The following is an 11790-nucleotide window of genomic DNA, read 5'->3' as shown; positions in this document are numbered from 1 at the left end:
TGCGGTTATGGGCGCGGCGGCTGTTCCCCACCGAGCTTGCCTTCCGGCGCGCTCTTGCCCTCTGGCGCGTTTTTGCCCGGCTCCTGTGGCTGCCCTGCTTCTTGAGGCTGTGGAATTGGCTGTGAAGCGGGCTTGTCAGCAACCTGCTTGCCAGTTGGCGCCTTCGGGCCGCCAGCGTTCTTTTCAGCAGCCTGAGCGTTCTTGCCGCCCACCGTCGTAGCATCCGCCTTCTTGCCAGCCGACTTACCGTCCTTGCCGGCAACCGGCTGAGCCGACGCCGAGATGTCAGCGGCCTGCGTCATCGAAGGAACACTGCCGTCGGCGGGCAAGAGGTTGCCTGAACGCAAGATCAGCGGGCCGAACAGCGTGAACATGACCACGCCGATCAGGCCAGCCCACGGAAGAACGGTCGGCATCGCGAACCACAACAAAACCGGAATCAGAATCAGCAGGCCACCGAAAACCCAGTGGATCCGCATCCCGTACAGCGTCGCATCAGGCAACGCAGCGGCGGCCCAACCGACCATCGCGGCGGCGAAGAAAGCCTCCGGGATCTTCGTGGCCATCGCCATCGCGGCCAAAACGCACACGACAGGGATTGTGGCATTAGCGAGTGCGAGCCCTCGCAACGGGTTCTCGCGAGGAAGCCACGCAGGGCCGCCCAGGAGCTTGAGGATCGCCCACGTGATCGGCTGCGCCACCACGGCACCGATCAACAATGCGATCTGGCCAGCAATCGGGGTTCCCCACTGGAACAGCGCGGCAGCAACGCCCCACCACGCAGCCAAAACGAGGAAAGATATACCGCCACCACGCATCACGGCGCGAGCCTGGCGCTGCGCCGGTTCGAGCGTGAAAGCACCAGAATGAGTGGGCTTCGTGGGAAGAGCTTGTTCCTTGATCATGTCTCCAACCTACCTCGTGGGATGATAGAGACACCATGAACACTTCCAAGAAACCTTCGCAGAAGCATCCGCAGTCCGCTCCATCTAAGAGTCAGCGCCCGCAGGTTCGACCAACTGCGGAGGGCTGGAAGCAGCCGATGGGGCCCGATGGCCGCCCGACTCTCCAGTTCGCGCAGCGGCCGCGCGTCAAGCAGCCGCCGCAGCATCTTGCCGATATGACGCTTGCCGAGCGACAGGAAAAGATGAAAGAGCTGGGTCTGCCGGCGTTCCGAGCCAAGCAGGTCTCGACGCACTACTTCCAGCACTACACGGACCAGACGGAAGAGATGACCGACCTTCCGAAAGACAAGCGTGAAGCGATCGGGGAGGCGTTCTTCCCTCCGTTGCTGGCCGAGGTCCGCAGGCTCGTGACCGACGACGGCGCGACCATCAAGTTCTTGTGGCGCCTGTTCGATGGCGCCCTGGTTGAGTCTGTGTTGATGCGGTACCCGAACCGCATCACGCTGTGCATCTCATCCCAGTGCGGTTGCGGTATGAACTGCCCGTTCTGCGCGACGGGCCAGAACGGCTTGACCCGCAACATGTCTACCGCCGAGATCATCGACCAGATCGTCAAAGCTAACCGCGTGATCGCCGAGGGTGGGCTCGGCAAGATCCGCGGCGACGATCAGCCTCAGGCCCGCGTCAACAACATCGTTTTCATGGGCATGGGTGAGCCGCTGGCCAACTATAAGCGCGTCATGAACGCGGTGCACCGTATGATCGCCGATGCGCCGGAAGGGCTTGGCATGTCGGCTCGAGGCATCACGATCTCGACGGTGGGATTGGAGCCGGGCATCCGCAAGCTCGCGGCAGAGAACCTGCAGGTGCGTTTCGCGTTGTCTCTGCACGCGCCCGACGATGACCTGCGTGACGACCTGATCCCGGTTAACTCCCGCTGGAAGGTCGACGAGGTCCTGGATGCGGCCTACAACTACTTCGAGACCACGGGCCGCCGCGTTTCGATCGAGTACGCGCTCATCAAGGACATGAACGACCACGCATGGCGTGCCGACCTGCTCGCTAAGAAGCTCAACGAACGCGGCCGCGGTTGGGCCCACGTGAACCCCATCCCACTCAACCCGACCCCGGGCTCGATCTGGACGTCCTCAACTAAGGAAGTCACGCGGGAGTTCATTCAGCGCCTCGAAGCGGCCGGTATCCCGACGACTCTGCGTGATACCCGCGGTAAAGAGATCGACGGGGCGTGCGGCCAGCTCGCCGCCGCCGAGTAGACGGGGTGGCCGGCGTGGCCGGTGGAATACGAGGCGTTGCTGGCGGGTTGTACACCTCAGGCATGTTGTGTCGACCACGTTAGGAGCAACCCATGGCGACGTTTGATCTTACTGCTGACAAGTTCCAGGAGACGGTCCAGGCCGAAGGCATCACGGCCGTCGACTTCTGGGCAGAATGGTGCGGTCCATGTAAGCAGTTCGCACCGATCTATGAAGCCGTGTCTGAGAAGCACCAGGATGTGCGTTTCGCAAAGGTAGACACCGAGGCCGAGCAGGGCCTGGCATCGGCCGCTCAGATCACGTCGATCCCAACGCTCATGGTTTTCCGTGACGGCCTTCTGGTGTTCCGTCAGGCAGGTGCCCTGCCGGCTTCCGCGCTCGAGGATGTGCTCGAGCAGGTCAAGGCGCTGGATATGGACGATGTGCGCCGCCAGATCGCTGAGGCTGAAGCTCAGGAGGATTCCGCGCAGTAGCGGTCGCGTTGCGCTGTGCAGCGCAGGGAACGCTTACGTACCAGCTGAGCTTTACCAACCAGCTGAGTCTTAAACGACGAAGGCCCCGGCCGATTCTTTCGGCTGGGGCCTTCTGCGTCATCACTCGCACCCTTGAGGTGTCTTCGACATTACCTGCGCATCCTGGTGAGATCCTTGGGTACTCCAGAGTAAATGTGTAAAAGCACCTGGGAGCTTCCTGGGAGTCGCTGTTTGTGCGGCCGGAAGCCGGGCGTGCAAGGCTGAGCCGCGCGAGCCTAGCTACGCTGTGACAACCTAGCTACGCTGTGAAACCCAGTCGACCAGCTGATCCGCGATGCCCGTGTAGGTCTGCGGGGTCAGGTTGAGCAGGCGCTCTTCGGCGTCCGCGCTGAGGCCCAGGCCCTTGACGAATTCGCGCATGCGCTCGCCGTCAACGCGGTGACCACGGGTGAGGTCCTTGAGGCGCTCGTATGGGTTGTCCATGCCTTCAACACCCGCGATGGCTTCTGCGCGCATCACAGTCTGGACGGCTTCGCCGAGGACCTCCCAGTTTTCGTCGAGGTCAGCGGCGATCACGTCGACGGCGGTGTCGAGGCGTTCAAGGCCCTTCGATACGTTGCTGATCGCGAGTAGCGAGTGCCCAACGGCGGTTCCGATGTTGCGCTGGCTCGAGGAGTCGGTCAGGTCGCGCTGCCAGCGGGACTGCACCAGGGTAGATGCCAGCGTGTTGAGCATCCCGTTGGAGATCTCGAGGTTGGCTTCCGCGTTCTCGAAACGGATCGGGTTGATCTTGTGCGGCATCGTGGAGGAGCCGGTTGCGCCTTCAACAGGGATCTGCTGGAAGAAGCGGATAGAGATGTAGCTCCAGATGTCGGTGCACAGGTTGTGCAGGATCTGGTTGAAACGTGCGATGTCTGAGTAGAGTTCCGCCTGCCAGTCGTGGTTTTCGATCTGGGTTGTGAGCGGGTTCCAGCTCAGGCCGAGGCTTTCGACGAAGCCGCGCGAGATGGACTGCCAGTCCACTGCGGGTGCTGCGGCGAGGTGGGCCGCGTAGGTTCCGGTTGCACCGTTGATTTTGCCGAGGTATTCGGTGTTTTGGATGCGGCGCAGCTGGCGGGCGAGGCGGTAAGCGAAGACCGCGATCTCTTTACCGAGCGTGGATGGGGTTGCTGGCTGGCCGTGCGTGCGCGAGAGCATCGGGGTCTTGCGGTCGGCTTCACCCATCTCGGAAAGCTGGTTCACGAGGTCCCATGCGGCAGGCAGCCACACGTCCTGGATCGCGTCGCGGATTCCGAGTGCGTAGGAGAGGTTGTTGATGTCCTCTGAGGTGCACGCGAAGTGCACGAGTGCTTTGAGGTTCTCGAGGCCGAGCGCTTCGAGGCGGCGGCCGATGTAGTACTCGACGGCCTTGACGTCGTGGACGGTTACGGCTTCGATCTCTGCGAGCTCAGCGACCGAATCGGTGTTGAATTCGGTCACGATGGCGCGCAGGCCGGTCTTCTGTTCGTCAGTGAGCGGGTTCAGACCAGGCAGGACACTGTTTTCGCACAGGTAGATGAACCATTCAACTTCCACGTGGACGCGGTTGCGGTTCAGCGCGGCTTCAGACAAGTGGTCAATGAGGCCAGCGACTGCGGAACGGTAGCGGCCATCGAGTGAGCCGAGCGCGAGGGTGGATTCTGACAAGGAAACACGTGAGGCAGACATGCCCCCATTGTCCCATGATTCGGGAGTGGGCGGGTTTCGTTGCACACAGACGTGCAAGCCGGAGCAACTTCTCCACAGGCTGGCCCAACGTTTCGCGCGAGTTTTTACCGTTGAGGAAACGCCACTCAAGGGGAGGTCACGTTGTTTGAGCTGAGTTCTTTACGTTTCAGTGTCGAGTCCTATATTCACTCGGTGTCTGCCATGGTCGCCGATGTCGAGGCCGCTCACGCTGCCGTGAACCGATGCCAGATTCCCGATTGGAAGGGTCAAGCTAAGCGTCGCTACGACGCGGCGCGAGACGAGGCTTCACAGACCATGTACCGCACGCAACAGTCCTTACACGATCTGTTGGCTTGCGCATCGGCAGCCTTGCGTGCCATCGAGGATCAACATGTGCGGCAGGTCTCTGGCCTGGACTTGACGGGAGTGCGGTAGTGGCAATGCATGTCTTGGCCGAGGGCGGGCAACAGATCGAGGTTTTCGGCGGCGGTCATTCGATTGAGGTCGTCACGGGGTCGCTCAAATTGGCCGCGGGGGAGCTGGGTGCATATCAACCGGACTGGGCGCGTTTGAGCGCCACATGCTCTTCTGCGCCGAGTGGATATGGGCTGCCGCCCCACTTCATCGAGGTCACGGGTGCGCTGCATCGGCTGAGTGCCGCGGCCCAAGAGACTGCCGCGAAGATGCGCCTGGCCCACAACCGCATCGAGCATCTGGAAGAGGATTTGGTGCGTGCCGCGGAGCAGTATGAACAAGCGGAGTCAGAGAACCTGGGAACCATCGGGTTCGCCGATGATGACGCCACGTGGGGCACAGTCATGAACATGATGGAAGCATCGCCGAACGCGAAGTATGCGATTGGCGCTGGCGCCGGGCTCACGTACGTGCCGGGGCTCTTGATCCTGGCTCTGCAGGGCAAATTGAACCCTGAAGGAATCAAGGAGCTCGGGGCCAAGAACGTGAAGGGCCTATTCTCGACTGCTTTCCCCTCTGCGCCGAAAATCGAGATGGAGGGCAAGGAACGCCGCCCTGTTCACCGAGCGGACGCCTCCAAGCTGAGCACGTGGATTGAACAGCAACAGTTGGCAGGTCAGGGCCGCGGTTCGATCGTGGTGAGCAAAGTCGTTACGGATTCCGGGAAACACGCGTGGATTGTCACGCTCCCGGGAACCAACGATTCGAAGGGCACCGTGTGGGGTCTGCCGCGCATGAAGCAGGCTTTCAACCGTGAAACCGACGATGTGCGCAAAGCCGTCGATGCGGCCCTCAAGGACGCTGGTGCGAAGCCGGGGGAAGGGGTCTACCTCAACGGCCATTCACAAGGCGGAAGGCATGCCCTCAACTTGTCCGAAGATCAACAGTTCAAGGCGAAGTACACGCTCAAGGGGGCGTTTACAGCCGGAGCCCCTCACGGGGATGAGGACCCGCCGGCAGATGTTCCGCAGCTCATGCTCATTGACCCGGACGATGCGATCCCAGCGCTCGGCGCGGCTGGCGCACTCAAGGTTTCAGCGAATCGCGTGGCGCTGTTCTCTAAGAGCGGGCAGCGTTACGAGACGGACTCTCCATCGTTGCTGGGCCCGGATCACGGTTCCCAGAACTACCTGAACCACGCTCAGGCCGCGGACGGAGTTGAAGACACCGCGTTGCGGGACATCAAGAGGCGGATGCAGATCGAGGACCTCAAGATCACCGAAACTTATCGATTCAAAACCTCTACCGGCTCCGGCAAGTGAGTCGAGCAGGTGAGCTGCGGGCTGAACGAGCCGCGGTTAGGCGCCGATGCGTGCCGTGCGTAGCACGAGGCCGATCAGCGCGGACACGACCGAGACGATGAGAGCCCCGAGGATGCCGTCCCAGAAGAACGAGTCAATCGAGAACACGATCAGGCCGGTGAGGTTAGAGAGCCACGCGGTGATCTCGAACAGCAACGCGTTGACCACGAGCGCGAAGAGGCCCAACGTCAAGCAATACAGCGGAATGGAAAGAATCCGAATGAACTTCCCCAAAGCGGCGTTGACGAGACCGAACAGCGCACCGGCCAGCAGGTAGGAGGCCATAACGGAACCCGAATTGTCCGCGGCGCCAATAGGGCCGATGTGAATGCCGTTAACGAGGGCCGCTGCCGCTGCGAGAGCAAGAGCGTTGACGATGGCGCTGATAATGAAACGCATACCTACAGCATTGCACGTGAGACGTTCGCTGTTCCACGTGTTGGGCGTAACCCGCTATGCGGCCTGTCATAGACGAGATGACATCTTCGGCATCGGAAACCGTCGCATCATGTGGAGGCGTCCATATACAACTGGCAATGTGTCCACCGTCACAAAGATAAGGTGCGAGGATGTCCGCAGAAGGCATACCCTAGCGGTATGTCTGATGTCACCGAAAATGCCGCAACCCCTACTCCACGCCCAGTGATCGGCCGCCTGCCTGACTATAAAGCAGGCAAGCCGCCCGTGGTCATCCCAGGGCTTCAGCCTTATAAGCTCTCCTCGAATGAAAACCCTGGCACCCCAGTCCCATCTGTCGCCCAGGCCATCAAGAGCTATGACGACTACAACCGCTACCCGGACCCACTGTCCACCAAGCTACGCAACCGCCTCGCCGAACACTTTGACATCCCGGCAGACGACATCGTCACCGGAACCGGCTCCCTCGGTGCGCTGACCCAGATCATCAACGCCTTCGCCGGAACCAACGAAGACGGCACCGGCGACGAAGTGATCTACCCATGGCGCTCCTTCGAGGCCTACCCGATCATCGTCGAAACCGCTGGCGCAACCTCGGTTCAGGTTCCACTGACCGAAGACCACCGCATCGACCTCGACGCGATGGTAGAGGCCGTCACGGAAAACACCTCCGTCATGATCCTCTGCACCCCAAACAACCCGACCGGTCCAGTGCTGCGCACCGCCGAAGTCGAGGATCTGCTGAGCAAGGTCCCGACCAGCGTCCTCGTAGTGATCGACGAGGCTTACCTCGAATACCTGCGCGACGACGAAGCCGTCAACGGGCTTGAGCTGTACCGCAAGTACCCGAACGTCGTCGCGCTGCGCACCTTCTCGAAGGCGCACTCGCTCGCGAACCTGCGTGTCGGATACTCGGTGTCCCAGCCGCACATCACCCACTCCCTGCGCAAGGTCGCGGTCCCATTCGGTGTCTCCTCGGTCGCCGAAGCGGCCGCAGTGGCCTCGATCGACGCGATCGACGAAGTGCTCGCACGCGTCGAAGAGACCGTCCAGGAGCGCAACAAGGTCGTCGCCGCGCTGACCGAACAGGGCTGGGACATCCCAGAGACGCACGCGAACTTCGTTTGGCTCCCACTCGGTGAGCGCGCCGCAGAGTTCGCAGAGGCCGCCGGCCAGCAGGCGCTCTCGGTGCGTGCTTTCGAAGGTGAGGGCGTGCGCGTTTCCATCGGCGAACCAGAAGGAAATGCGCGCTTCATTGAGCTCTGTGCAGAGTTCATCAAGCGCAGCTAACCGCTAGATATTCCAAAAGAGGAATATATAGGGAGGCAAACTAAATACAGTTTTGGGCCGCAGAAACACGCGATTTCTGCGGCCCAAAGCACTTCCTTTTGTGCCCCAAATGCGGGTAGGCTCACAAGGAATGTAAAAGCTAAGAAGTCATATTCTGCAGACGGAATATGACTAGCCTGTGCGGGATTCGGTTGCATCACATACGCCGCTGAATCGAAGCACGTGAGGAGCGGTATGACGGTCACCCCAGCGAACAGCGGGCCAGACTCTCGCCAGGTCATGCAACAGGTCCTGAACTCGGAGCCTGTGCAGATGCTGGATGCAGAAGGTCGGCGAATCGCCAACCCTGATTGGGACCATTGGGTCACGGACCTCACGGTCGAGGACTATCAAGAGTTCTATCGGGACATGGTGATCGCTCGCCGTGTTGACCAAGAAGGTTCAATCCTTCAGCGACAGGGTGAGCTCGTCCTGTGGGTTCCGTTGCAAGGCCAAGAGGCCGCGCAGGTCGGCGCCATTAGCGCTGCACGCTCAAGCGACTTTGTTTTCCCGACCTACCGTGAACACGCGATGGCGCTCGCTCGCGATGTGAGCATCACTGACCTTTTCCGTCTCTTCCGCGGTGAAGGCCACTCCGGCTGGGATCCTAACGAGCACAGTTTCCAGGTCTACACGCTCGTGCTCGCGGCTCAAACGCTGCACGCAACCGGCTACGCGATGGGCATTCAGCGGGACCAGGATGGATGGGATCCAGCCAAGCTCGCGCAAGATGGTGAGGCCGTCATCGCATGTTTCGGTGACGGTTCGTCGTCTGAAGGTGACGTGCACGAATCCATGGTTTTCGCGGCGAGCAACCAGTCACCCGTAGTGTTCTTCTGCCAGAACAACCGGTGGGCCATTTCGGTTCCGTTCGAAACCCAGTCCAAGGTCCCGCTCGCTCAACGCGCCGCTGGTTACGGTTTCCCGAGCGTCCGCGTTGATGGCAACGATGTGCTCGCAGTCCACGCGGTGACTCAGTGGGCGCTCGAGCATGCGCGTAGCGGCAAAGGTCCGGTCTTGATCGAGGCAGAAACCTACCGCCTCGGTGCGCACACGACCGCCGACGACCCAACCAAGTACCGCGGCCGCCCGGAAGAGGAAAGCTGGGCTCCGCGTGACCCGCTCGTGCGTGCACGCACGTTCCTCGAGGAATGCGGGGTCGATGAGTCTTTCTTCGACGAGGTCGAAGAACAAGCCGCGGCCCGCACCGCCGAGGTCCGCGACGCCGTCCTGAACTTTGCCGGCGCGACGCTCGACGAGCAATTCGAGCACGTCTATGCCCACCCACACCCGCTCGTCGAGCAAGAGCGAGCCGAGCATCGGGCCTTCATGGAATCGCTTGGAGACGATGAAACTGACCAGGCCGACGCCGACGCCGGGAAGAGGGCGTGAACGTGACCACGCAACGCATGACTATTGCTGGCGCGATCAACGCTGGCCTGCGCCGCATCCTTGAAACCAACTCGCGCTCGCTCTTGATCGGTGAGGACATCGGCAAGCTCGGCGGCGTGTACCGCGTCACCGACGGCCTCCAGAAAGACTTCGGCGAAGACCGAGTCGTGGATTCCCCGCTCGCGGAATCCGGCATCATCGGCACGAGCATCGGCATGGCGATGCGCGGCTACCGCCCGCTCGCAGAGATCCAGTTCGACGGCTTCATTTTCCCGGCCTTCAACCAGATCACGACCCAGCTCGCCAAAATGTTCGCCCGCACGCGCGGCAAAGTCAACCTCCCCGTCGTGATCCGTGTTCCGTACGGTGGCGGGATCGGTTCGGTTGAGCACCACTCCGAATCGCCTGAGGCGCTGTTCGCGCACACCGCGGGGATCCGCATCATGACGCCGTCCTCGCCGCACGATGCGTATTGGATGATCCAGGAAGCGTTTGAGCTGGATGATCCGGTGATTTTCTTTGAGCCGAAGCGCCGCTACTGGCTGCGCGGCGAGGTCGATACCGAGAACCGCGAGGCCGCGCCAGATCAGGCGATGGTCGTCCGCGAAGGCACGGATGCGACGCTGCTCGCGTGGGGCCCTGTGGTGCCTACCGCGCTCGCCGCGGCAGCAGCGCTGGAGACGGAGGACCTCGACGTCGAGGTGATCGACCTGCGCTCCCTGAACCCGATCGATTTCGACGCGATCGAGGCCTCCGTGGCTAAGACCGGCCGCCTCGTCATCGCACACGAGGCCCCGACGTTCCAGGGTCTCGGAGCGGAAATCGCGGCGCGCATCGGGCACCGTTGCTTCTACGCGTTGGAGGCCCCGATCGAGCGCGTGGGCGGCTATCACATGCCGTATCCGCCGTCGCGGGTTGAGGCAGATTATCTGCCGAACATTGACCGGATCGTTGATGCGTTGGACCGCACGTTCGAACACTAGGCACTTTGGAAGGATTTTGAGATGACGACGTTCAATTTGCCTGATGTGGGCGAGGGCCTCACTGAGGCCGACATCGTTGAGTGGAAGGTTGCGGTGGGCGATGATGTCGCTCTGAATCAGCCTTTCGTTGAGATTGAGACCGCGAAGTCTCTGGTTGAGTTGCCGTGCCCGTTTGAGGGGACGGTGACTCGCCTGCACGCCGAGGTTGGTGAGGTAGTTGAGGTGGGTCAGCCGCTGATCGATATCGCTCGCCCGGGTGAGGATGCCGCCGACGACGCGGGTGACGGTTCCGCTGCGTCCGCGGCTCCAGCTGAGGCTAGCGAAGCCGGTGCGGCCGAGGAAGCTGGCCCGCTGGTGGGCTCTGGTCCGGTTGCGGATAAGGCGTCGTTACGTGCTCGGCGTAGGCGTGCTCCGCAGCGTTCTGCTGAGCGTGGCGTGGACTTTGATGGTCCGGCAGCACGGGCGCAGCGTTCACTCCCAGGGGCGGCGGATGTTCCGGCGCTCGCGAAGCCTCCGGTGCGTAAGTTGGCGCGCGATTTGGGTGTGGATCTGCGCGATGTCCCGGCGACTGGCCCGCGTGGTGAGGTCACGCGGGAGGACTTGGCGTCGTTCGCGGATAAGCGTTTGGGAACCTACCGTAGCTCGGCCCCTGCGGCGTCGAGTGAGGTTCCGCGGGGTGCTGTTGCCGCATCGTTCGGTGCGGGCGCTCAGAATGGCGTTTCTGCGGAGCCGCCTGCGGGCGAGGTCACGGTGGTCCCGGTGCGCGGCGTGCGCAAGGCGACCGCAGCGGCCATGGTCCGTTCTGCATTTTCGGCACCGCATGTGTCGCTATTCGTGGATGTGGACGCGACCCGCACCATGGAGTTTGTGCGCCGCTTGAAGGCTTCGCGTGACTTCGAGGGCGTCAAGGTCACCCCGCTTTTGGTGGTCGCGAAGGCCGTGATGTGGGCGGCGCAGCGTAATCCGGAGATCAACTCGACGTGGGTTGAGACGGAGAACGGCGCGGAGATCCACCAGAAGGGCTACATCAACCTTGGTATCGCGGCGTCGACGGATCGCGGCTTGATCGTTCCGAACATCAAGAACGCTGATGAGTTGAGCCTCAAGGAGCTCGCGATCGCGTTGAATGATCTTGCGCTCAACGCCCGCGACGGCAAGACCCAGCCGGAGGATATGCGCGACGGCACGATCTCGATCACGAACGTCGGAACGCTCGGCATCGATACGGGTACGCCGATCATCAACCCTCCAGAGGCGGGGATTGTTGCGTTCGGTACGGTGCGCGAGCGCCCGTGGGTGGTCGATGGCGCGGTGGTTCCGCGGTATGTCACCACGGTGGGTGGCTCGTTTGATCACCGAATTGTTGACGGCGATAAGTGCGCGGTGTTCTTGGCGGATATCGCGGCGATCCTCGAGGAGCCGGCGCTGCTTCTCGACTAGTCCGGCGGGCCCTGCGCGGGGCCCGCCTGCGCCCCGCGCCGCCCTTGTCGGACTATCCGCATCTGCTTGTTGTTTCTTCATCCTTACGGCTAAGT

Annotated in this window: 11 protein-coding genes; 8 read left to right on the top strand and 3 right to left on the bottom strand. The window is 61.9% G+C overall.

Annotated elements, in window-relative coordinates:
- Nucleotides 1-5: 5 nt before the first annotated feature.
- On the bottom strand, nt 6-905 hold the full coding sequence (locus CAY35_RS06940) for a DUF7010 family protein (RefSeq protein ID WP_109303919.1): 900 nt from the start codon (nt 903-905) through the stop codon (nt 6-8).
- 35 nt (nt 906-940) lie between these two features.
- Here CAY35_RS06940 and rlmN point away from each other — a divergent pair, with 35 nt between their 5' ends.
- Both rlmN and trxA read left to right on the top strand, forming a co-directional pair.
- The gene (rlmN, locus tag CAY35_RS06935; RefSeq protein ID WP_109303918.1) at nt 941-2179 is read left to right on the top strand and encodes a 23S rRNA (adenine(2503)-C(2))-methyltransferase RlmN; all 1239 of its coding nucleotides are present in this window, start codon (nt 941-943) and stop codon (nt 2177-2179) included.
- A 92-nt stretch (nt 2180-2271) separates the two neighbouring features.
- Entirely contained in the window at nt 2272-2652 is a 381-nt protein-coding gene (trxA, locus tag CAY35_RS06930; protein WP_109303917.1) for a thioredoxin, read from the top strand.
- A 294-nt stretch (nt 2653-2946) separates the two neighbouring features.
- On the opposite strand, the gene purB is transcribed toward trxA, so the two are convergent.
- Nucleotides 2947-4359, bottom strand: coding sequence for an adenylosuccinate lyase (gene purB, locus CAY35_RS06925; protein WP_109303916.1), 1413 nt, complete (start codon nt 4357-4359; stop codon nt 2947-2949).
- A 192-nt stretch (nt 4360-4551) separates the two neighbouring features.
- Here purB and CAY35_RS06920 point away from each other — a divergent pair, with 192 nt between their 5' ends.
- Together CAY35_RS06920 and CAY35_RS06915 are read left to right on the top strand one after the other, a co-directional pair.
- On the top strand, nt 4552-4794 hold the full coding sequence (locus CAY35_RS06920; RefSeq protein WP_143483939.1) for a hypothetical protein: 243 nt from the start codon (nt 4552-4554) through the stop codon (nt 4792-4794).
- Nucleotides 4794-6095, top strand: a complete 1302-nt coding sequence (locus CAY35_RS06915) for a hypothetical protein (protein WP_109303915.1) — start codon at nt 4794-4796, stop codon at nt 6093-6095. Before CAY35_RS06920 ends, CAY35_RS06915 begins: the two co-directional genes overlap by 1 nt.
- 36 nt (nt 6096-6131) lie before the next feature.
- Here the strand turns inward: CAY35_RS06915 and CAY35_RS06910 are convergent, their stop codons facing one another.
- Nucleotides 6132-6533, bottom strand: coding sequence for a phage holin family protein (locus CAY35_RS06910; protein ID WP_101630892.1), 402 nt, complete (start codon nt 6531-6533; stop codon nt 6132-6134).
- A gap of 198 nt (nt 6534-6731) precedes the next feature.
- Here CAY35_RS06910 and CAY35_RS06905 point away from each other — a divergent pair, with 198 nt between their 5' ends.
- From CAY35_RS06905 to CAY35_RS06890, 4 genes are all read left to right on the top strand, one after another.
- A complete protein-coding gene (locus tag CAY35_RS06905; RefSeq protein WP_109303914.1) occupies nt 6732-7841 on the top strand; it encodes a histidinol-phosphate transaminase in 1110 nt (369 codons plus the stop codon).
- Nucleotides 7842-8075: 234 nt separating this feature from the next.
- Complete coding sequence (locus CAY35_RS06900; protein WP_258265684.1) at nt 8076-9272, top strand: thiamine pyrophosphate-dependent dehydrogenase E1 component subunit alpha; 1197 nt, start codon at nt 8076-8078, stop codon at nt 9270-9272.
- Between the two features lie 17 nt (nt 9273-9289).
- Entirely contained in the window at nt 9290-10255 is a 966-nt protein-coding gene (locus CAY35_RS06895) for an alpha-ketoacid dehydrogenase subunit beta (protein WP_181377522.1), read from the top strand.
- Between the two features lie 21 nt (nt 10256-10276).
- Nucleotides 10277-11695, top strand: coding sequence for a dihydrolipoamide acetyltransferase family protein (locus CAY35_RS06890; RefSeq protein ID WP_109303913.1), 1419 nt, complete (start codon nt 10277-10279; stop codon nt 11693-11695).
- Nucleotides 11696-11790 lie beyond the last annotated feature (95 nt).

Source organism: Pseudoglutamicibacter cumminsii (genome assembly GCF_003143995.1).
GTDB classification, from domain to species: Bacteria; Actinomycetota; Actinomycetes; order Actinomycetales; family Micrococcaceae; genus Pseudoglutamicibacter; species Pseudoglutamicibacter cumminsii_B.
The sequence above is the reverse complement of the archived record's forward strand: the minus strand, read 5'-3'. Positions and strand labels throughout refer to the sequence as shown.

Bases quoted from the DNA above. Each gene is read 5' to 3' on its own strand.
- CAY35_RS06905 (WP_109303914.1), top strand. From the start codon at position 6,732: ATGTCTGATGTCACCGAAAATGCCGCAACCCCTACTCCACGCCCAGTG.
- purB (WP_109303916.1), bottom strand. From the start codon at position 4,359: ATGTCTGCCTCACGTGTTTCCTTGTCAGAATCCACCCTCGCGCTCGGC.
- CAY35_RS06940 (WP_109303919.1), bottom strand. From the start codon at position 905: ATGATCAAGGAACAAGCTCTTCCCACGAAGCCCACTCATTCTGGTGCT.
- CAY35_RS06900 (WP_258265684.1), top strand. From the start codon at position 8,076: ATGACGGTCACCCCAGCGAACAGCGGGCCAGACTCTCGCCAGGTCATG.
- CAY35_RS06895 (WP_181377522.1), top strand. From the start codon at position 9,290: ATGACTATTGCTGGCGCGATCAACGCTGGCCTGCGCCGCATCCTTGAA.
- rlmN (WP_109303918.1), top strand. From the start codon at position 941: ATGAACACTTCCAAGAAACCTTCGCAGAAGCATCCGCAGTCCGCTCCA.
- CAY35_RS06890 (WP_109303913.1), top strand. From the start codon at position 10,277: ATGACGACGTTCAATTTGCCTGATGTGGGCGAGGGCCTCACTGAGGCC.
- trxA (WP_109303917.1), top strand. From the start codon at position 2,272: ATGGCGACGTTTGATCTTACTGCTGACAAGTTCCAGGAGACGGTCCAG.
- CAY35_RS06910 (WP_101630892.1), bottom strand. From the start codon at position 6,533: ATGCGTTTCATTATCAGCGCCATCGTCAACGCTCTTGCTCTCGCAGCG.